Genomic DNA, 21,755 nt, shown 5'->3' with positions numbered 1-21,755 from the left:
CTTGATTATCCTTACGATTGTGAATAGGATTTACCAGTTCTTGAAAGATGTACTCTTTTCCGATTGGTTTTAATATCCCGTCATTCACATAGTAGGAAAGTTCACTGGCTGTCGCTGTAGGATAGAGCTTGAAGAACGTCGTTAAAAACTCATTGATTTCATTGGTTGTAATGGAATCAACCGTCCCCTCACTTTCAATGGCTTTTGGTTTATAACTTGATTTCTTAGGTATGTTGGTAATGGTCGGATTCTTAACCAGTACCATATTTCCAGAACCATCTACATAGACACTCACTATATAAGCAGAGTGGACGGTCTTTGTATTTTCTCCCTCTGTAATGAGCTGGTCTACACTGTAGGTTACATTAAACTCATTGTCGCCAGTTGGCTCTACCGTCCATATCTGAAATCCTCTTACAGAAGACGATACAGGAATATCTTTGCGTACTGTATCAACATTGAGAGCTTGAAGTTCATCTGTCAGATAGCCTTTTAGACTTTCCATTCGATTATCAATGGACTTATCGGATTGCTCCCATGAATAGTAGACTTTCGCAAAGTTCTCTACAAAATTTTCTACATGATGAGTATCAACGTATTCCTTTTCTATGATAGTTGTTTCGTGAATAGTATGAGTATCTATAGCTGTAAAGTGCTTGAATATCGCAAAGCTGAAACTAAGCCCTAAAAGTACCCACAAGGCAATCACAACCTTTTTATGAGGATTGACCTTATAGACACGAGGTTTCTTTTCCTTTGGTATCTGTTTTTCTTTATTCTGATTTTTTCTAAATTTCATCATTAAATCTTCCTTTCTCATTGTTTGATTCGTCCTGCTTCCACTAAATGCTGTTGCCAGTAGGGGCTTGTTAAGTCGGCATAACCGATTGGGTCGCCTGCATGAAACATACGGTTATTGCCAAGGTATATCCCAACATGAGTAATATAAGAGCCAGCGTTATAGGTAGAATGAAAGAAAACCAAATCGCCAGCTTGTGCTTCCGATAGTGGGATATGCTGGGTCACATCATATTGCTGTTGTGCGGTTCGTGGTAAGTTAATTCCAGCTTTTCCATACGTCCATTGTGTCAGTCCGCTACAATCAAAAGAAGTAGTCGGGGAAGCTCCACCGTAAACGTATCGCCAGCCCTCATATTTCAGTGCTTCGTCCATGATGGCTTGTACCGTATCATCATCAAACTCTGTTGTGACAAGATACTGCGTTACCAGTTGCACATAAAACATATTGCCATAGTTGTATCGCCAGCCCCCATTGATAGGTATGGCTATGGGATTGGGGTAAGACACTTTTTCGCCACCTGAATACTCTTTTGAGAAACTTTGAGCCAGTTCAAAGGTATATTTATTTCCACGATTAGCCACATACCCTAAGAAACCACCACCATAATTGTAGGACTGGATAACCGATTCTAAATCTACACTGAGCCTTTCGCTACTGGCTAATAATTCACTGAAATACTTCACACCTTGCTTAATGGATTCTTCTGTACTCAATGAATTAGGTGGAAGACCGAGGGATTCCGAGGACTGCATAACATCTTCCGCAGTACCGCCCGATTCCACCTGTATAATCGCAAGAAGTATGTTGACATATTCTTCAACGCCATATTCTTTGGCATATTTTTCTACCATAGGCTTATGAGCCAGCACTTCTGCGGAAACATTCACACCTCCATAATGAATATTGGAAATTCCGCTGTCCTGTTCATCTGAAAATAAAATGGCAACAAACAGAAGCAGTGAGAAGACCATCAAGAATAATCCAGAACCACCAATCACTAAAGTTTTCAACTTCATGGTTTCTTACCGACTTTCTTAATGGTGGCGGTTTTGATTGGTGGTCTACTTCTTGTATTTTGTAGTGGTACTCTTTGAACAGTAGACGGACGTTCTTTTGTGATTGGACGTTGTGAAGTTCTATCTGCTGTAGTGGTTGAAGTTGCTGGCTTTTGAACGGTTTTTTCTTGAACGGTATTGCCTTGGCGTTCCACTTTTGGACTTGAAAAATCGGACTTAACTGCTGGACGCTCTTGTTTGGCTTGTTGAGATTCCTTATATGAAGTCTGAATATTAGACTGTTTTGAGGTCTGTTCATCATGATATTGTTCTTGTCTTGTAGTCGGTCTTTCATGAACAGAAGAAGCAGGCTGTTTTTTCTGTTTGACCTGTTCCATTTCAGAGCGACGCTTCGCAATGGTTTTTCGCCTTTGTTCCTGCTGTTCCTTGCGTCCACTGGCTCTGTCCGCTTTGGTTTGAGAAATACTACTGGTTAAATCACGGACATTCTCTTTTACTTTGGATTTTCCTTGATATACTGCATATCTTGCATTGGTCGGCAAATCTTTAACCTGTTCTTTCAAACCACTAGCAGTGTCTACCATTCTGTCTTTGGTATCAGCTACTGTACCGATGGTTTGACCGATACGTTTTCCAAGTGTTGATTTTTCCTTTCCGTCTGGTCGGGAGTGATCTGCTTGTGTCCTTGCAGAACTCCCCGAACCCGACTGTCCTTTTTTACCTGTAACAATGGCAGACCCAGCCCCTAGAGTAGTCATGGAACGTCCAAGTTTCCGCTGTAGACGGTGCATGTGAGCGTGCATAAGCATACGAGGTTTTCTCATCACACGACTTCCCACACTTTGAGAATCGTTACTCTGTAGAGAAAACATACTCATTAAATCGCCCAGCTTGAAGTAGATTCCTGCAAAGGTCACAATCTGTAGAAAAGCAATCAAAAAGAACGGATAACCAGCCGATAAGGTATAGAGCATGGTTGAAATACTAAATGCTGTCGTAATAATCAATGTGATTCCAGCTCGTGTCAAAATGGTATTAAAGAGCTTTGTTATGGCTCGTTTTGACATACCATCAAATGATGGAATCATGCTTAAAATAAAGCTCACAGGCAGAAACATAGCATAGATGATAAAAAGTACCTGCGAGAAAATCATGATTCCTGTTAATAGGAATACAAATATGGAAATCCCAATATTGAAGACAAATAGGAAGAAGACTGTACCTAAACGGTTAATGGTCTTTGTAATGGTTAGATTGGTATTGCTTCTGTCTTCAATTTCTTCCGCAACAATTTTTTCTCTGTCTTCGCCATTGTTGGAATCTGGGCTGGTGGAGAGCAGGCTTTCCACACGGTCAATACCGATACTTTCAATGTCTGAACTGTTGTATTGAAGCAGTAGCCACGGTTGCTGAACCTGTATGGAAAACAGGCTATCTCTGATTAAGTCCACGCTGTCCTTGCCTTGACTATCGGAATGGGGCATGACAATCTTCGTGCCAAGTGATAAACTGGCATTACTGATGTCTGATGAAAAGTCATTGATTTTTTTAATGTAGTCGGGAGCGTAGGCAATAAAGGAAGCCGATAGGATAAACACCAGCACAAAATTCATAATGGCATGAATTGCCTTTGTGGTTTCTCTCTTTATCAGTCCCGTATAGGCAACATAAACCCCAAGAACCAAAATCAAGAGTAAGAGGAATCCAACATAGAAACCCTCTGTTGAAAATCCGTTTGCACTCACACCAGCTAAGGTCTGCATATTCTTACCAATGGAATCTGCTGTAGCGGAAATGAAGTCTAAGGAATAGGCTTCCTGTACTAAGTAACCTGTCGCATTGGAAACATACAAACTGATTGTCCAAATAAAATTGGTAATGGCATATAGTCCATACATGACCTGTTTTCCAATCCCGTCCGACCAGTTCCACGGAAGCCAGCCCCAGCTATTATCCACATAAAAATCCAGTTGATAGTTTTCAAGTGGGTATCGGCTGTATTCATTTGCCACATTGACCGTATCATCTACCAAGCCCGCAGCTTGAACCACCGTTCCCAGCATGGCTAAAAGAAAAATGGCAATCACAAGTGTGAAAGCCACTGTCATTGCCACTTTACCTAGACGTTTCAGCGTCCAGTTTGATTTTATTCTGTTTACTATTGATGGTTTCACATTTACACCTCTTTTCGCACAGGTGGTCTGGTATCAAAGGCATGGAGCAGTTCTTCAAATACAGGGTGGAACTGTATCACACCGACACGACCATATAAATCACTGATAAGGCATTGCCCGTTTTCCAAATCACGCAATCGCTTCTGATTGTTTTCGTCCTCTGGGTCTACACCAAAAAAGGCTAAGGTCTTTTTAATCTCGTTAAGGTCAGTGGAACGAAATGCAAATTTTAAGCCGAGGTTATTTTTCAGTTTTTCATCTAAGAGGTCGTCTGTATTTTGGGTCACGAAATATACCCCAGCGTTCATAGCACGACCAGCCCGAACCAGCTTCATAGATAGTGTTTTTCCTTGTGCTACCTGTAAAAAGCTCCATGCTTCGTCTAAATCTACAATCTTGAAAATGCTTCGGTCTGTATGGATAAAGTCTAAAGCAAAGGTACTAATGACAATCAGCATAGCAACGGATAAAAGCTCCATAGTGGTATATTCCTCAAAGGAAGTTTCCTTGTCGGGAAGTACCAAGTCCGCAACCTGTATAATGTTCAGTTGTTTTTCTAAGCTGATAGACTGCTCCACATAACCATTACTGAATAATAAATGTGCAAAGTCATAGTCTGTAAAACTTTCGATATGGTCGGCTATACTGGTACTTAGTGGCGTATTCTCAACCCGTAATTCCTCAATCACTTTCATCAACCCTCGTACTTCACTATTGGTTACTGCACGAATGGCTTTTCTAAGGATTGGGAAGCGTTCCCCATCACGAGAGGAAATCCCCGTAAGGAATGTCAGAATATCAATAGCCAGTGATTCAGAATCTTTGGGATTTTTCATAATCACATAAGGGTCAAGTAAGCCTTTGTTTTTCTCATCAGAAGTCAGAGTGACGATATTGATTTCATGGGAAATCTCTGGCAAGGTTTCTTTCCATCTGCCACGTTCTGCTTTTGGGTCTACAATCACTGCTTGTGCCCCATAAAGCACCGCATAATAGACGATAAGGTTATTCGCAAAGGATTTACCACCACCCAGCGAACCAACAAAAGCCGACGCTAACGCATTGGTTACTGAACCCTTAACCCCTTGACTGGCAAGAGCAGGTTTCAGATAGACATTGCGTCCAGTATCTAAGCTGTAGCCAACATAAATCCCCTCATTTTCCCCCAGCATTTGAGTAGCACCAAAACCTAAACCAGCGAGGAAATCAGAGGTCACGTATTGAATATAATCATTCATATAACGCTTGCTGGCAGGTAAAAATTCTTCATGTAAGCCGAGCATATCCCCAAATGGTCGTACCAGTTTTACGCTTAAATCGTCATAAAAATCTTTCACTTCATTACAACGACGTTTGAGTTCGTCAAGATCATTTGCTGATACCCTTACCACATAAGACAGCTTGTACATAGATTCCTTGCTTTGGTCTAAATTGGTTTCCAGCTCATTCACACTTTCCAGAGCTTCCGCCACATTGGAGCTGGTTTCATTATCACTTTGCCAAGCGTGGTTATCCAAGTCTTTCAGTTCTTTCTTTTTATTGCGGACAGTAGATAGGGCTTTACGATTCGCTACAATTTCCACATTCATTGACGTATCAATCGGGAATGTAAATTGCTGTTGCTGGTAGTAGAAGATTTCAGAGGACGGGAAGTCCAGTTCTCCGACAATGCTGTTAATGGTAAAGTAAGCTACATAGACGGTTTCATCTTCCTGCTGGATTTTCAAATATCGCTGTTTTTCTTCCACCAAACAGCGAGTAGGCTTAATCAAGTCATAGTATTTAATCAGCGTTTCATTATCCAGCTTTTTCTTTGATAGATGGTACTCATACTCTTCATAGGCAGTGCCTGTCTGTCCGTAAAGGTGTTCAATCAGATAGCCGAAGTCGTCCTTATCTAACCTGCGGATTTTGAAACGACGAGAGATTTTATTTTCTAAGAGCTTTTCCATCTTCTGAAAACGCAGGATTTCATCATTACTCATACTAACAAAATCGCCCATCAGCTTATGGTTCACATCATAGACAAAATCAGACAAAGCATTTTTTGCTTCAACGGTAAGACTTTTCATAGAAAACTCCTGATCGTTGAGAAGCAACTTAAAGCCGATAAAGAAACGGTAGTTCACTTGATTTTCGCCAATCATGGATATTAAAGCGTCTGTCTGTTGGTCGATTTTGTCATAGGCAACCGCTTTGAGCTTGCCAGTGACTTCATTTTTGGAACGCTCTTGTGCAGAACGTATGCTGGATTCTGTACTGATTTGTAAAGCATGAATTTTGCCATCACGATTTTGTGCGATAAGCTGTCTGAAAGAATCATGCACTTGTATTTTCTGTTCTGGACTTAGAAATGAGTAATTGTAAGGAACAAGCTCATAGTAAGCATAACATTCCCCGTCTTTATTCCAGACGAGATTGTTTTCAATGTATTTAATTGGATATGCCATAAAATTCACTCCTAACTGCTGTAATGGCTTCTTGTGGCTGGTTTCTGCCAAGCGTTACTTTTTTTCCTGCATAGGTCAGCTTTGGTCGCAGTGCATAAGCAATGACAGACTTCAAAAATCCATAAGGCTTTTTACCATCAAAAGTTTTTGTAGACATAAACCATGTGAAAGCCACAGGAATCCCAAAGTATTTGAGAAATGCTCCCTCTATCATGGAAAGAGGGGGCAAGTTGCCAAGTATCATCACTGCAAAGAGTGACACGACAAACCATGTCATTTGCGTAAAGGTTATGGGAAACGGAAGTCTAAAATCATTGATAGAATACAGTACCTTTTCCACAGACCAGATACTGGTATAGCTTCGTATTTTCTTCATGTAATCAATCCTTTCATAAAAAATAGGGGTAGCTGATTGAGCCACCCCGTAAAATAGAAAATCTGCCAGTAGTAATGTACCGACAGATTTAATAGACGATTTCAAAAATCCCATGATTGGTTGAGATAAACGTTCCTGAAAGGTCTAAATCCCGACCATAGGCTTGATAATCAATATAGTTTTGAAGACTAGCTGGTACTTCGCCTAAAGCACCCGTTTCTTCAATGTAGTAGCGTGCCACGTCATACATATCATCACAATCGGAATGAATGATAATATCCTCTTGATGTTCGCTTAGTTCTTCAATGCTTGAAAAATGAGTGAGCAGAGCAGATAGCTCCGATTGTAATTCTTCGGGTAATTCCGATACCATTTCCCATAGTCGATTGAGTTCGCCAATGGAAGTGTATTCGTCAACCGTAAAGGGTAACTCGTAGTCATGAATGGCGTATTCCTCATATTCATCATTCAAGCCGATTTTCTCTTTGACTTCCTCAAAGTCAATGGGAAAGGTAAACCACGCACCGACCAATTCGCCCTCATTGTATTTGCCTAAATTCGCAATATAGACTTGCATATCGTCCATATATTCACGTCCTTTCTTTGTAGAGATTCAAAAATCCCTACCGCACTTCGTTTGGTGTACCATTCCTTTGCGGAACATAAGAAAACCACTTATATTCCACAAAAGAACGGTTTTATTTAAGCACCAATAATGCGATTGAATAGCTCTAGTAAAATGTCTTTTACTCCAGCAGCGTTGAAGACTAAGCCAACCGCAATAATCGCAATAATTAAAAAGCCAATCAGTTTGCTAAACTCACGCTTGAAGCCAAGATACAAGCCAATCACAACGATTGCTAAAAGCACCAGTGATTGAGCGTTTGATAGAAACCAGTTATAAAGGTTTTGTCCAAAATTCATAAAAATGTTCTCCTCTCTATATTCAATGAATTTGTATTTGAGTTATTTTTTTGTTGTTATCACGTCCTGTTCTTTTACTGACTGTTGCTTCAAAATCTGCTTGTGTCGGTCTGTCAGTTTCGCATGGTCGAGAATGTCTTTTACAACCTGCGTCTGGTTGATTTCATCAAGTTTAATCGCAACCTTTAAGGTCGGGGCAACTTGATGAGATAGCCAGTTCAGCGTCCTTTGGAAGGAGTAAGGCTCTGGTTTTGTGGTTAGTTTTAATCGTTCACGATTGTTCCCAATAAACCAAGCCCATTCTTCATTCAGTTTCCAATCAGAACGAGGTTTGGAATCGTCTTTATCTACAAAACGGATATACCGATTGATAATTTTAAAGGCGGTATGCTCTGGATTGTCATAGACGAGTAAATCACGGACTGCATAATAGGCACGCTCATTTTTCAATCGAATCTCAAAACGGTTTTTTACTTCTGCGTCTTCAATGGGAATATCATTTTTCTTGTACTGCTCGTAGTCCTTTTCATAGATACAGAAATAAACTTCACTTTGTAATGAACCGATATAGAGGGTGTTTCCCATACATTCCTTTTCCTCTTTGCGTACCAGTTCGCCACTGCGATAGCTTTTAAAACTGCGGAAGACGGAGATACATTCTTCCTGTTGGCACTTTTCAGTGAGTACAGGGATATTTAAAATCCCTGTCTTATCGTTAATGGCAAGGTCAAGGCGTTTCATCACACCGCCAGCCACCAAAACGTCCATAAAGAACTCATACCAGCTTCTTTGTTGTGCCAGAAGATAGCTTTCAAATTGTCTGCACCCACGACCTTTCAATTCCACCAGAACTCCTTTGTCCAGTTCATGGGAGCAAAGGACGAATATGTCGCCTAAAGCATAATGCTCTGAATAAGAATAGAAACCATAGTCCTCATGAAGAAAATAGGACAGTTTCAGTTGTAAGATGTTTTCGACCACCTGCTGTACGTCTGTTGTCGGAAAGCGAATTCTTACATAATCAAACAGCATTTCAAGGGGAGCGTCGGGATTGAAGCGTTCCAGAGCTTCCCAAAGGGACTGCTGTAAATCCTCTGATGGCTTGACTTTTCCTGTTTCAATATCGCTTAGATACTGCCTTGTAATACCAGTCGCAACAGCTAAACGGTTTTGAGATAGTCCATAAGCCAAGCGTTTTTCTTTTAAATGCTGTAACCAAGTTTGTTCATTCAGTAAAAATCCCTCCAATCAAAAAGGCGTATGTCAACTTTTAAAGCCCATTTGACATACGCTGAAATTTTGTAAATCCCTTGTAACCAAAGGATTTTCTAATGTTTTTTTGACTGTTTCCTGTCGATTTGTACCCCCCTGTTAGAAATAGTGGGATAATATGAAAAAAAGCCCTTTAAAATGAGGCTTTTGAGGTGTATTTCTTTTTTTTGGTAGCTAATTTGGTAGCCAAATAGATTTAGTCGATAAAATCACTTGATATGAGATTGAGTTTATCTGTTAATTCGGAATCAGCGTTTGGGTATAAATGACTATAAATACTAAGTGTAGTTTTGACATCAGAATGACCCAATCGTCTTTGAATATATAGAGCATTTACGTTATATTCATTAATGAGTAATGATGCGTGAGAGTGTCTCAAACCTTTGGGTTGAATGTATTTAACACCTGCACGTTTAGAGTATTTTATAATCTGGTCTCTAATACTACGCTTACGATATGGATTTCCATCAAGTGATAGAATGAATGGTATCTTGTCAACTTTTGCTTGTCGTTCTTTCCATTCCTTAAGTACGTTTAGAGTGTTATCATCAAGCCCAATGGTTCGTCTGGAGCTTTCCGTTTTTAGTTTGTTACGCCGAACCCAATTTTCACGGTTTATGTACTGTAAGTTGTGATTGATTGCTAGAGTTTTCTTTTCAAAATCTACATCTTCCCAATAAAGAGCAGTCGCCTCATTTACACGCATTCCCGTAAAATAATATAACCAAAAAAGTGTATAAACAAAGTGCTCAAAATAACTCTTTTTATCAAGTGATTGTATTACTTTTTGGAACTCGTCTTTTGTCCAAAAATCTATATGTTTTTTTATGATTGGAATTGGACTGATATTACTTGTGGGAATTTCATGAAAAATCAACCCATATTTTTTCGCAGTTTTCAAAACTTGATTAAGCAATGTCATCTTGTTTCTTGCATATGAATTTGAATATCTCTCTAATAAACCGTTTCTATAATTAATCACATCATAAGTAGTAATTTCTCTAGGTTTTTTCTTACCAAAGTATTGAATAAATTCATCGAATATAACTTGACGTCTGTGTTCGAGATCCGGACTTGTTGTAGCGTAATAATTTGGCATAAAAACTTCTTCCATAAACTGCTTAAAAGTCCATTGAGTATGCTTAATTCCTCCTTTTTGTTGTATCTTATTCAAGGCTCTTGTACGTGCTTCAAAGGCTTCTTTTGCGGTTTGAAAACCACGTCTACGTTCTTGATAAGGTTTACCAGTAGCTAGGTCAACTCCAGCTTTAAAATAATAAGTATATTTGCCAGTCTTATCATCTTTCGTAACACCGGTATATCTAGTTTTTGACATGTAGTTCCTCCAATCCAAGTATCTCTGCTACAACTGATACTGGAACTGTTCCAAGTCCTTTATTATTATAAAAATCGAATCCACGTTCAACCATAATATGTTTTGCTTGCCGTAAAATATTATAAGCAGTCCATTTTGAAAACCCTAAGTCCATAATTTCTTGTACTGTCATAGTTAGTTTATCGTTCATAAGTCAATTTCTCCTTTACTAGTAAGTTCTAGGAATTCTCCTATTAATTGTTTGAGTTCATTATTTAATCGTGGGGTTTGTTCTTTAAGTGCATCTTGTAGTTCTAAAGAAAATGAGCTACTATCAAATGCTTTTAGGTGTTTTCTAAGTCTGGTCTTTTTCACTCTAATAGTGTTAGGTTTGAGGTAGGGGAATAATTCGGGTAAGAGTGCTGGTTCATGAAGAAAAATATAGGCAAATGCTTTGCTATCATCTGGAACACTCGAAAGACTAAAGAAGCTAAAATTCTCCAATCGTTTAGAAATCTCTGAAATGGTTTCTTCATTTATAGCCTTTGTCCGAAGTTGGAACTCTAATCGCCACCAAAAAGGCTTACTCTCTATATTTAATTTATCAGCTCTTTTATGACTTAATACCTCTATATTCTTATCGTACAAACGTACTTGAACGTTGCTACCACTTGCACCCCAGTATTTACTTTCTATATTTCCCCCTCTACCGTAGAATATTTTATGACTAACCCCTCCTTTGATATGTTGTAAAAAAACTATTTCTGGCCTATTGAAGATATCAAAAGCAAGATCTAATCGTGACAGTCTAATTTCTAATCGATTTAATCGAGCGTAATTCATAATCTGCCTCCACACTTGTAACCCCTCAAATTCTTTTAGTGAGTTTGGGTTGAAGTCTAGGCGTATGACTTGATAACCACCATAATCCGATAGTTGAAAGAAAATTAGATTTATACTATCTTCGTTTATCGTTTTATAAAGAGTAAAATAGTCTTCTCTTAGATTTTCTTGAATACTAAATTCTTGAATTATATTATCGAGTGATTTTCGTAATTCACGAAATATTCGTCTAAGTGATTGGTTCTCACTATCAAAGATTACTGTTAATCTGTCAATACTGATATAAATAGATTTTTCTAGTTCTGATAAATCTACTTTATTTTGATATTCTCGTAGAGATTGAATGGTATTTTTCAATGTAACGCCTCCTTTCTATGCTTAAAATCTGCGTAATTCGTTGCTACTATTGATTTTTGCCAATGGCTCGTTACTTAGGACGTTGCCTTAAGTGTATCGGATTGCTGGCTGTTAGAAACGCCAGTTTTTATGTTAGAGATTGGGAGAACTTCGAGCTTCGGGCGCTCTGCCTTCGGCCCGCGCCCTTGCACTTGTCTCCCAATCTCTAATTTATTAGTTTTTAAACTACCCAAAATACTTGTCTAGAAACTGCGAGAGCAATTCAAGTGCTCTAAGCTCAATTTCTTCATTTCGAATATCTTCAAATTCATTATCATTTACTTGAATATATTCTTCTAAACTAGGCGAATAAAAAGAATGAGTATTGTTAATTTTGTTGTTTTGAAATGTAAATTGTGTTGATGTCATAATATCCTCAATCTAGCCATATTTCGCTTCTTATGGACTTTTTATTATCATTTTGGTATAATTGTATTGGTTTTAAACGAAAGCCTCAGAACGCTTTGCAGAGCTTTCTGGGGTGTTTTTGCATATTCATAAGCTAACTAGTATTACCTATTTTGTATGCTTTGTTTTTATATAACCATTTTGGTTATATAGGTATAATACAACCATTTTGGTTATAAGTCAATAGAAAAACGAAAGGAATTTTAAAATGTTAAAAGACAATATAAAAAAAGCCCGACTAGATGCAGGACTTACTCAATTAGAAGTTGCTGAAAAGTTAGGTGTGGCTCAAGCTCAATATGCTAGGTGGGAGAACGGGGGGAGAAATCCAAAGGATGATACAGTAGAGAAACTAGCTGAAATCTTAAATACTTCTTTTGAGATTCTTAAAGGACGAGATGATGGCCTTGAGGAGATAGTTAGTTTATTGAGAGAGCATGAATTAACAGAGGAAGATAAAAACCAAATTATTAGTCTTTTACAGGACTTCTTAATAAACAAGTCAAAATAATGCATTGGTTGGAGGATTAAAAGTAAATAACATCCGAGAACAAAAAAAGCAAGCTAAAGCATTTATTAAACGCTGGGAAAACCGTGGCAATGAAAGACAAGACAGTCAGTCATTTTGGCTTGATTTGCTCCAATCTGTTTATTGAATTGATAAATGAGAAGATTAAAGCGTTGTAGGAAAATAGATATTTTATGAGGAGGCGAGGCAACTTGAAAGAATATATTGTAAGTTTGGAAAAAGAAATAATCAAATCTGAATTTGAGGGGGTGTTTTTATGTCAACAATTAAAATTGAAAACCTTACTTTCTCATATTATGGCTATGTAAAACCTGTATTTGAAAATGTATCATTTTCATTTGATACGAACTGGAAAACAGGGCTAATAGGAAGAAACGGAATTGGGAAATCAACACTATTTAAGCTGCTTCTAAACCAAGAAGTTTATAAGGGGAAAATCAGCAAAAGTGTTGACTTTATTAAATTCCCACCCAATTTAAGTGATACTTCAAAATTAGGGATTGAGTTATATAGAGAACTAATATCAGATGAGGAAGAATGGAAATTATTTAGAGAACTTCATTTGCTAAATGTAGATGAGAACCTTGTTTACAGAAAGTTTGAAACACTATCCAAAGGAGAACAAACAAAAATCCTTTTGGCTATTTTGTTTACAAGAGAAGATGGTTTTTTACTTATAGATGAACCAACAAACCATTTAGATATGGATGGAAGAAAAAATGTCAGTGAATATCTGAAAAGTAAAAAAGGTTTTTTGCTCATATCTCATGATAGAGATTTTTTAGACGGCTGTATCAATCATGTTATTTCTCTTAACAGGAATTCTATTGATGTTCAATCAGGAAATTATACATCTTGGTATGAAAACAAATTGATGAAAGACCAATTTGAAATTAGTGAAAACGAGAAATTAAGAAAAGATATTAAACGATTAAAAGAAGCTGCAAGACAAAGTAAAACTTGGTCTGATAAAATTGAAAACACTAAAAATGGTGTGAAAGTATCAGGTGTAAAACCAGATAAGGGACATATAGGTCATCAGTCAGCCAAGATGATGAAAAAATCAAAGAATTTGGAAAAGAGACAAAATAAGGCAATAGAAGAAAAACAAAATTTACTAAAAGATATTGAAACAAAGGAAAGTCTATCATTGCATTCATTACATCATCATAAAAATCCTCTAATATCGGTTAGCAATTTATCATTATGCTATGGAGAAAGACAGATATTAAGCGATGTAAGTTTTGAGATAAAACAAGGAGATATAGCAGCTATATATGGGGGTAATGGTAGCGGAAAATCAACCTTGATTAAAATTTTATTAGGTCTAAATAACGAGTATTCAGGTGATGTAAAATTAGCAAATAATTTGAAAATATCGTATATTCCTCAAGATACATCAAATTTAACAGGTAGCTTAAATGAGTATATTCATCAGCAAGGTGTTGATGAAACATTGTGCAAAACAATTCTTAGAAAATTAGATTTTGCAAGAGAATTATTTGAAATGGATATGAAGAACTATAGCGATGGACAAAAAAAGAAAGTTTTAATTGCTGTAAGTTTGTCAAAGGCAGCTCATATATTTGTTTGGGATGAACCATTAAACTATATAGATGTAATATCAAGAATACAGATTGAGGAAATTATAAAAGAAGCAAATCCTACACTCATATTTGTGGAACACGATAAGCGATTTGTAGAGGATATAGCCAATAAAATCATACGATTATAAACTAAATTAGAACTCCCGGTTTGTCGAGATAATACCTTTTAACGATAACCTTATGCTATTGTTAAAAAGAATGAAATTCTAGTAATTAAGGGAGATAGAAAAAATGGCTTCAAGTAAAGAATATTTAGATTTCATTTTAGAACAACTATCCGAGTTGGAAGAAATAACATATAGAACAATGATGGGCGAATATATTGTTTATTATCGCGGAAAAATTGTTGGTGGAATTTATGATGATAGGTTTTTAGTGAAACCTGTTGAATCTGCAATAGCATATATGCCAAATGCAAAGTATGAGTTACCATATGATAGAGCAAAGGCAATGCTATTGGTAGATGATGTTGACAACAAAGAATATTTAACTGGCTTATTAAATTCGATGTATGATGAGTTACCAGCACCAAAACCAAAGAAAAAGAAATAATCAAATTAGAATTTACGAGGATAAAATAAGTCATATATATGTAAAATTGTTGACAGTAGTAGTTAATTTTTCAGAAACTCAGTAATAATGTATATTACTAAAAATCATATTAAAAATAATTCAAATTTATTGGTAGCCTTTTGGTAGCTAAACAGACAAAAGTTAATATCTTCATAAAAAAATACAGTTAGAGAATGTTGATTTATCAGCATTCTTTTTTATTTCAAATAGTTTCTCGGAATTAGAAACGGGGGGTTAAGTGCTGGCGTGGCTATTGCCACACCAGCCAGCAAGATCAGTCCACACCTGCGACTTCCGCTTCGCACGTCGCCTGCGTGGACTGTCTGCTGTTGGATAACTTTTTAATTTCCTCCAAGAAATCATATCCTTTTGGTACAAGGGGAGTATAAAACTCTGATATGACACTTGTTCCTACATCAACATAGCCACGACCTTTGATTCGCTTTAAGAAGAAATCCTTTTGTACGTCACTGCCAAACATCATGCCATAGCCCATTTCAGACATACGACCTAAAGCCACTCTGAAATTAAACTGATCACGGATTCCGTCGCCTAAATATTTTGCGTCTGGACGTTGACAAGCCAGTATTAGAAAGAAGCCAGCTTGACGACCTAACATGACAATCTGTTTCAGCTTATTCATAACTGCGGTGTTTTCTTTTGTTCCCAGTATTTCCATGAAAGCGACGTATTCATCAAAGATTAAGAAGTGTGCCGGGAGACCTAAGTAAGCATAATTTTTGCCAGTCTTATAGTTCTTCATCTGCTTCATTTCCTCACTACGTTTCATCATTTCTTCATAGAATGTTTCAATGCAAGAAAGCAAGTCTTCTTTTCTATAGTAGACATTTGCCATCACAGAACCTAAGTCCGCAAGATCAGCATTTTTCGGGTCAAGAATATACAGTTTTGAATCTGTATGAAGCAAGGCTTCAATCAGTGTCAGTATAAAGTAAGTTTTACCGCCACCTGTACCACCAGCAATCAACATATGAGGGAGCTTATCATATTCCCACCATACGTTTTTCATTAAGCGAAGTTTACCATCTTTAGCTTCTACTTCATCAATAGAAATACGACTGGCTATGGTGTCATAGAGCAAAGTATATTCCACATAGGAATCCTTTAACTCTTTATCCGTCAGCTCACAGTACAAGCCACTCTCTAATTTCTTTTCCAAGTGTAAGAGTTGGTCTTGATATTTTCCCAGCGTGATTTCCACCCGTATCTGTATCAAGCCATTTTTAAGTCGATAATACATTTTAGGGAAGTAGGTTATCTTTTCCTTTGTACGACCAGCACTATCTTTAAAGAAACCCTCTGTTTTGACCTGTTCAGATTCATACCACTTGTTTTCAAGTATCATCTTTGCCAGTTTTTGACGGTGGTAAAGTTGTTTAACCGTATCATAGCGAACCCGTTTGAATACAAACGCTACCAGCAAGCAGATAAGAATTGCGACACTGAAACTGATAATTAAATAGGGAATGTCAATCTTATCTGCTTGTGATAGGTTAAAATCCTGCCAGTTGATCTGCTGGATTGTCTTCACATGAAACAGTCCGACAACCAGCAGGAAAACAGGCAGGAGTGACGCTATCGTAAAATGAAAGACTAAATCTTTACCAGATGGGCGAATCCTTTTACCACGCTGTTTCATGCGAAAAAGTCTCCTTTCTACCTAGCGACTATTTGTCTTGTGTCGGTTCTTTCTTTGCTTGTGGTTGAGCTTTGAATGAACTAGAATCCTTTGTCAGCACAATATCGTCTGCCTTGATATACCAGTCAACATCTGCTCCTTGATAGGTGGCAGTAGCAACGGTGTCCGCAATGGGATTGATAAGTTCCACCCGTGCGTTATAATCAAACTCTTTCAAAGGCACGCTGGCAGGAATACTTACTTGAATCATGCGTCCTTGTCCTTTGGATTTTAAGTCATAGGTACGTTCCTTGATTTCATCTGAAACCGACCCGTCTTCATTTTGGATTCTCACTTCACGACGTAGAGCAGAGAATTTCAATTCTCCAAAAGTCGTGTCTTTATCTAATACAATGCCATTTGCTAATCTCATCATTTTTCCTCTCTTTCTTTATTCTTTTATCATGTCGTCAGCATGTAAAAGGTAATTTGTAAAACCACGAGTGCCGATTTTGTAGCCCTCTGCGGTAATACGTGGATTGACTAACTTCACACGTTCCTCAAAGCCGAAATGTTTTTCGCCAGCTTCAGCAGGAAGCACCACCACAATATCATCTGCTCTTTGAACATCAGAATAGAGATTATAGCTTCTTGATAAGACAGTTAGCCGTCCGTTGATTCTTCGCTGAACGACTTTATCCTCGCCAGCAAATTCTAAATTGCCGAATGTTTTTTCCATGTTGGGAATCACAAATTTAAGTTCCATATTTTTACCTATCCTTTCTTTTTTATTGGCTGAATGAATGTTTGATGGTCTTAAAGAGTGGGGAACGACCTTTTGATTCTTGATTTTTTGTTTTCATAAGTTCACTTCCTTTCAAAATCGGGTAAAAAAATAGACACCTCATTTTTTGAAGTGTCTACCTATTAAATATTCAAATTTTATTGGAAGTATCTTTATATCTTCACTTTTCAAGGATAAATCGTCGTATCAAAGCTCATTCATAAGTAGTAAATTAGTAGTAAATTGAGTGGTTTTGACCTTGATAAAGTGTGATAAGTCCAGTTTTTATGCGGATAACTAGATTTTTATGCTATTTTTAGCATAAAAAAACAAAAAAACCTTTCCATCTGGAAAGGTTTTTGTCTTATAGGCCATAGTTGTAATCGTCATCCTGCATGGCTTCTACTTCACCGAGAAGATAACCATTTCCGACTTGAGAGAAGAAGTCGTGGTTGGATGTACCGGTTGAGATCCCGTTCATGACGATTGGGTTGACATCATCCGCTGAGTCAGGGAAAAGGGGATCTTGTCCCAAATTCATGAGGGCTTTGTTAGCATTGTAGCGAAGGAAGGTCTTGACTTCCTCTGTCCAACCTACACCGTCATAGAGGCTCTCTGTATAGCCTTCTTCGTTTTCATAGAGGGTGTAGAGCAAGTCATACATCCATTCTTTAAGTTTTTCTTGTTCGTCTTCTGGTAATTCGTTAAATCCAAGTTGGAACTTGTAGCCGATATAGGTTCCGTGAACAGATTCGTCCCGAATGATCAACTTGATGATTTCTGCCACGTTGGCCAATTTGTTGTTTCCAAGATAGTAGAGCGGTGTGAAGAAACCAGAGTAGAAGAGGAAGGTTTCAAGGAAGACGCTGGCTACTTTCTTTTCTAGAGGAGTGCCATTGAGGTAGATCTCGTTGATGATTTCTGCCTTCTTTTGAAGGAAGGGATTGGTATTGGTCCATTCGAAAATCTCTTCGATTTCTGACTTGGTATTCAAGGTAGAAAAGATAGAAGAGTAAGACTTAGCATGGACAGATTCCATGAATTGGATGTTGTTAAAGACAGCTTCTTCATGAGGAGTACGAATATCCGCACGAAGGGCTTGCACACCCGTTTCAGACTGCATGGTATCGAGAAGGGTTAAACCTCCAAAAACTTTACCAACAAGGTCTTTTTCCTTGTTAGACAGCTTTCTCCAGTCGTCCAAGTCGTTTGACAAAGGAATACGTGTATCCAACCAGAATTGTTCGGTTAGCTTTTCCCAAGTAGATTTATCGATGACATCCTCGATGGCATTCCAGTTAATGGCTTTGTAGTAAGTTTCCATTTGAAATCTCTTTCTTTTTCTAATTCATTCGATCATACAATCATTATTATTCTAACACAATTGTTAGAATACCGCACAAAAAGTCGGCGAACCGACTTTTTGGTAGCAATGGATCAGAGTGTCTTAGATGACACAGCTTTCACATTGGTTCGCGCCAACTTCTCCACCATCATCGGTAAAGGTACGGACGTAGTAGATAGACTTGATTCCCTTGTTAAAGGCGTAGTTGCGAAGGATAGACAAGTCACGAGTGGTTTGTTTGTTTTCAGTTTTCCATTCGTAAAGCCCTTTTGGAATATCACTACGCATGAAGAGCGTGAGTGAAAGTCCTTGGTCTACGTGCTCAGTTGCAGCAGCATAGACGTCGATGACTTTTCGCATATCCATGTCGTAGGCAGAAGTGTAGTAAGGAATGGTTTCTGTTGACAAACCAGCAGCAGGGTAGTAGATCTTACCGATTTTCTTCTCTTGGCGTTCTTCAATCCGTTGTGTGATTGGGTGGATAGAAGCAGATACGTCATTGATGTAGCTGATAGAACCATTTGGTGCGACAGCCAAGCGGTTTTGGTGGTAAAGACCATCTGCCTTGACTTTATCGCGGAGTTCAGCCCAGTCTTCTGCACTAGGAATGAAGATATCCTTAAAGAGTTCTTTGACGCGATCAGATTTTGGAACAAACTCTCCGGTCGTGTACTTATCAAAGTAGCTACCGTTGGCATAGTCTGATTTTTCAAAGTTGTGGAAGGTAACGCCCCGTTCACGTGCGATGTTGTTTGATTCGACGAGAGTCCAGTAGTTCATGAGCATGAAGTAGATGCTCGTAAACTCAACAGATTCAGGTGATCCATACTCGATCAATTGTTGGGCAAGGTAGCTGTGAAGTCCCATGGCTCCAAGACCAAAGGTATGAGCTTGGCTATTTCCGTGGTCAATTGTTGGAACAGCAACGATATGAGAGCTATCTGTAACGAAGGTCAAAGCACGAACCATGGCACGAATCGAACGACCAAAATCAGGTGAAGTCATCATGTTAACCACGTTGGTTGAACCAAGGTTACATGAGACGTCAGTCCCCATTTTAATGAATTCTTGAGCATCGTTGATCAAGCTTGGCTCTTGAACCTGGAGGATCTCTGAACACAAGTTACTCATGATGATCTTTCCATCAATAGGGTTTGCCCGGTTAGCAGTATCGATGTTAACTACATATGGGTAACCAGATTCTTGTTGCAATTTAGAAATTTCAGTTTCCAAATCACGGGCCTTAATTTTTGTCTTGCGGATGTTCGGATTAGCAACCAACTCATCGTATTTTTCAGTGATGTCGATGTAGTTAAATGGCACTCCGTATTCACGCTCTACAGAGTAAGGGCTGAAGAGGTACATTTCTTCATTCTTACGAGCCAACTCGTAGAACTTGTCTGGCACGACGACACCAAGTGAAAGGGTCTTAACCCGAACTTTTTCATCGGCATTTTCCTTCTTAGTTGAAAGGAAGGCGATGATATCTGGGTGGAAGACATTGAGGTAAACCACCCCAGCCCCTTGGCGTTGTCCTAATTGGTTAGAGTAAGAGAAGCTATCTTCGAAGAGTTTCATGACTGGAACGACCCCAGAAGCGGCTCCTTCATAGCCCTTGATCGGTGCTCCAGCTTCACGAAGGTTGCTGAGGGAGATTCCAACCCCACCACCGATACGTGAAAGTTGGAGGGCAGAGTTGATAGAGCGTCCGATCGCATTCATATCATCAGTTACCTGGATCAAGAAACATGAAACCAATTCACCACGGCGGGCACGTCCAGCATTTAAGAAGGAAGGAGTAGCCGGTTGATAGCGTTGGTGAATGATTTCATTTGCGATGTCTTTAGCAATTTCTTCATTTCCATCCGCAAAGTAGAGAGCATTGAAGAAGACGCGGTCTTCCATGCTTTCGAGATAGTATTCTCCATCATTTGTTTTCAGAGCATACTGGTTATAGAATTTATAGGCAGCCATGAAGGACTTGAATTGGAAGTTTTGATCTTTGATAAATTGGGCCAATTCTTCCAAAAATTCAGGACGGTACTTCTGAATGAAGGCTGTTTCGATATAGTTGTGTTCAATAAGGTAGTTGATTTTATCCGTTATTGAATCAAAGGCCATGGTATTTGGCACAACATTTTCTTTGAAGAAAGCATCCAAGGCCTCTTTATCTTTATGAAGCATGATTTGACCGTTAACTGGACGGTTGATTTCATTATTAAGACGGAAGTAGGTTACGTCTTCAAGTGATTTTAATCCCATAATGTTCCTTTTTCTAATTCAAAAACAAAGGGGAGGCAAGCTCCCCTGTACAAGTAAAAGGGCTAGGGGAATACTGTAGTCGAGAACTACAGTATTCCATTCCCTAGACCAATCAGATCCTGTTTGATAGTTTTAAGATAATTTCTTGAGCTTAGCTGGTTGGAAGCCAGAAAAGACTTCATCTGCCGTTTGGATAACTGGTGCAGCGTTGAAACCAAGGTTCTTCACATGGTCTACAAACTCAGGTTGCTCATCTAGATTAATTTCACGGTATTCAACGTGATTGGTATCTAAAAAACGTTTGGTCATTTTACATTGAACGCAATTATTTTTTGAATAAATTGTCACCATAATGTGATCTAACTCCTCTAAATTCATAAATCTGTATCTAGTATAAACAAAAGGTTTTTCCTTGTCAAGAGTTTTAACTAAATATTGTGCACGTAAATTAACTATATCGGAGTATACCACAATATGTAGTATTGTAAGAATTAGTGAAAATTGAGGAAAACGTGATAAAATATAGGTTTTTTAAGTCAAAGGAATTCGAACTATTTTCCTAAAATTCTATATACTGTGTCCCTGAAAGCAATTCTATTTATTTAATAGAAGAAAGTAAAAAAAGTAGTTTAAAAGAAGAGAAAAAATGAGTGCTTCCTGTAAGTATTTTCAGTAAGTGTGTGATAAAAATCTTGAAAAATAATGAAGAAGATGATATAATAGCAAATTGTAAGGGTTATCACAGATAACTCAAAAACTAATTTTAAAAGGAGAGTCAAACTATGGCTTCTAAAGATTTCCACATCGTGGCAGAAACAGGTATCCACGCACGTCCAGCAACTTTGTTGGTTCAAACTGCTAGCAAATTTGCTTCAGATATTACTCTTGAATACAAAGGTAAATCAGTTAACTTGAAATCAATCATGGGTGTTATGAGCCTTGGTGTTGGTCAAGGAGCTGACGTTGTAATTTCAGCTGAAGGTGCTGACGCTGATGATGCTCTTGCAGCAATCGCTGAAACAATGGAAAAAGAAGGATTG

General features: G+C 38.1%; 22 protein-coding genes. 4 read left to right on the top strand and 18 right to left on the bottom strand.

Annotation, left to right across the window (positions count from 1 at the left end; translation table 11 throughout):
• The 12 genes from ACLOR3_RS05800 to ACLOR3_RS05740 form a co-directional block, all read right to left on the bottom strand.
• The coding region (locus ACLOR3_RS05800) for a conjugal transfer protein (protein WP_412037067.1) at positions 1-820 on the bottom strand (820 nt) is incomplete at its 3' end.
• Positions 817-1,818 (bottom strand): bifunctional lytic transglycosylase/C40 family peptidase, encoded by a 1,002-nt coding sequence (locus tag ACLOR3_RS05795; RefSeq protein WP_070659532.1) that lies wholly within the window; start codon positions 1,816-1,818, stop codon positions 817-819. The genes ACLOR3_RS05795 and ACLOR3_RS05800, both read right to left, overlap by 4 nt.
• Entirely contained in the window at positions 1,815-3,992 is a 2,178-nt protein-coding gene (locus ACLOR3_RS05790) for a CD3337/EF1877 family mobilome membrane protein (RefSeq protein WP_000804748.1), read from the bottom strand. Before ACLOR3_RS05790 ends, ACLOR3_RS05795 begins: the two co-directional genes overlap by 4 nt.
• A 2-nt stretch (positions 3,993-3,994) precedes the next feature.
• On the bottom strand, positions 3,995-6,442 hold the full coding sequence (gene tcpF / locus ACLOR3_RS05785) for a conjugal transfer ATPase TcpF (protein ID WP_000331160.1): 2,448 nt from the start codon (positions 6,440-6,442) through the stop codon (positions 3,995-3,997).
• A complete protein-coding gene (locus ACLOR3_RS05780; RefSeq protein ID WP_000723888.1) occupies positions 6,426-6,818 on the bottom strand; it encodes a conjugal transfer protein in 393 nt (130 codons plus the stop codon). The genes tcpF and ACLOR3_RS05780 overlap by 17 nt, the downstream gene beginning before the upstream one ends.
• An 88-nt stretch (positions 6,819-6,906) precedes the next feature.
• Complete coding sequence (locus ACLOR3_RS05775) at positions 6,907-7,404, bottom strand: antirestriction protein ArdA (protein ID WP_000342539.1); 498 nt, start codon at positions 7,402-7,404, stop codon at positions 6,907-6,909.
• 116 nt (positions 7,405-7,520) lie between these two features.
• Positions 7,521-7,742 (bottom strand): hypothetical protein, encoded by a 222-nt coding sequence (locus ACLOR3_RS05770; RefSeq protein ID WP_001009056.1) that lies wholly within the window; start codon positions 7,740-7,742, stop codon positions 7,521-7,523.
• Between the two features lie 42 nt (positions 7,743-7,784).
• Positions 7,785-8,990, bottom strand: coding sequence for a MobT family relaxase (mobT, locus tag ACLOR3_RS05765; protein WP_000398284.1), 1,206 nt, complete (start codon positions 8,988-8,990; stop codon positions 7,785-7,787).
• 220 nt (positions 8,991-9,210) lie between these two features.
• A complete protein-coding gene (locus tag ACLOR3_RS05755) occupies positions 9,211-10,350 on the bottom strand; it encodes a tyrosine-type recombinase/integrase (protein WP_045593954.1) in 1,140 nt (379 codons plus the stop codon).
• On the bottom strand, positions 10,337-10,540 hold the full coding sequence (locus ACLOR3_RS05750) for a DUF3173 family protein (RefSeq protein WP_000998327.1): 204 nt from the start codon (positions 10,538-10,540) through the stop codon (positions 10,337-10,339). Before ACLOR3_RS05750 ends, ACLOR3_RS05755 begins: the two co-directional genes overlap by 14 nt.
• Complete coding sequence (locus tag ACLOR3_RS05745) at positions 10,537-11,529, bottom strand: replication initiation protein (RefSeq protein ID WP_075565682.1); 993 nt, start codon at positions 11,527-11,529, stop codon at positions 10,537-10,539. The genes ACLOR3_RS05750 and ACLOR3_RS05745 overlap by 4 nt, the downstream gene beginning before the upstream one ends.
• A gap of 225 nt (positions 11,530-11,754) precedes the next feature.
• Complete coding sequence (locus tag ACLOR3_RS05740; protein ID WP_000204836.1) at positions 11,755-11,937, bottom strand: hypothetical protein; 183 nt, start codon at positions 11,935-11,937, stop codon at positions 11,755-11,757.
• A 247-nt stretch (positions 11,938-12,184) separates the two neighbouring features.
• Between ACLOR3_RS05740 and ACLOR3_RS05735 the strand changes: the two genes are divergently transcribed.
• From ACLOR3_RS05735 to ACLOR3_RS05725, 3 genes are all read left to right on the top strand, one after another.
• Complete coding sequence (locus ACLOR3_RS05735) at positions 12,185-12,487, top strand: helix-turn-helix transcriptional regulator (RefSeq protein WP_000910340.1); 303 nt, start codon at positions 12,185-12,187, stop codon at positions 12,485-12,487.
• Between the two features lie 274 nt (positions 12,488-12,761).
• Positions 12,762-14,240 carry an ABC-F type ribosomal protection protein Lsa(C) gene (lsa(C), locus tag ACLOR3_RS05730; RefSeq protein WP_411400485.1) on the top strand — a complete coding sequence of 493 codons (1,479 nt, stop codon included), beginning with the start codon at positions 12,762-12,764 and terminating at the stop codon, positions 14,238-14,240.
• Positions 14,241-14,343: 103 nt separating this feature from the next.
• The gene (locus tag ACLOR3_RS05725; RefSeq protein ID WP_000168528.1) at positions 14,344-14,664 is read left to right on the top strand and encodes a TfoX/Sxy family protein; all 321 of its coding nucleotides are present in this window, start codon (positions 14,344-14,346) and stop codon (positions 14,662-14,664) included.
• Positions 14,665-14,959: 295 nt separating this feature from the next.
• Here the strand turns inward: ACLOR3_RS05725 and ACLOR3_RS05720 are convergent, their stop codons facing one another.
• The 6 genes from ACLOR3_RS05720 to nrdH all read right to left on the bottom strand — a co-directional run bounded on the left by ACLOR3_RS05720 (position 14,960) and on the right by nrdH (position 21,066).
• Positions 14,960-16,345, bottom strand: coding sequence for an FtsK/SpoIIIE domain-containing protein (locus tag ACLOR3_RS05720; protein ID WP_002206233.1), 1,386 nt, complete (start codon positions 16,343-16,345; stop codon positions 14,960-14,962).
• Positions 16,346-16,373: 28 nt separating this feature from the next.
• Positions 16,374-16,760, bottom strand: coding sequence for a YdcP family protein (locus tag ACLOR3_RS05715; protein ID WP_000985015.1), 387 nt, complete (start codon positions 16,758-16,760; stop codon positions 16,374-16,376).
• Between the two features lie 15 nt (positions 16,761-16,775).
• A complete protein-coding gene (locus tag ACLOR3_RS05710) occupies positions 16,776-17,090 on the bottom strand; it encodes a YdcP family protein (RefSeq protein WP_000420682.1) in 315 nt (104 codons plus the stop codon).
• Between the two features lie 382 nt (positions 17,091-17,472).
• A complete protein-coding gene (nrdF, locus tag ACLOR3_RS05705) occupies positions 17,473-18,432 on the bottom strand; it encodes a class 1b ribonucleoside-diphosphate reductase subunit beta (RefSeq protein ID WP_037608336.1) in 960 nt (319 codons plus the stop codon).
• A 123-nt stretch (positions 18,433-18,555) separates the two neighbouring features.
• Positions 18,556-20,715, bottom strand: a complete 2,160-nt coding sequence (gene nrdE, locus ACLOR3_RS05700) for a class 1b ribonucleoside-diphosphate reductase subunit alpha (protein ID WP_048717186.1) — start codon at positions 20,713-20,715, stop codon at positions 18,556-18,558.
• A gap of 132 nt (positions 20,716-20,847) precedes the next feature.
• A complete protein-coding gene (nrdH, locus tag ACLOR3_RS05695; protein WP_006596951.1) occupies positions 20,848-21,066 on the bottom strand; it encodes a glutaredoxin-like protein NrdH in 219 nt (72 codons plus the stop codon).
• 431 nt (positions 21,067-21,497) lie between these two features.
• Here nrdH and ACLOR3_RS05690 point away from each other — a divergent pair.
• A partial coding sequence (locus tag ACLOR3_RS05690; RefSeq protein ID WP_412037066.1) for a phosphocarrier protein HPr occupies positions 21,498-21,755 on the top strand: 258 nt, incomplete at its 3' end.

It is taken from the genome of Streptococcus intestinihominis, assembly GCF_046824975.1.
Classification (GTDB): Bacteria; Bacillota; Bacilli; order Lactobacillales; family Streptococcaceae; genus Streptococcus.
The sequence above is the reverse complement of the archived record's forward strand: the minus strand, read 5'-3'. Positions and strand labels throughout refer to the sequence as shown.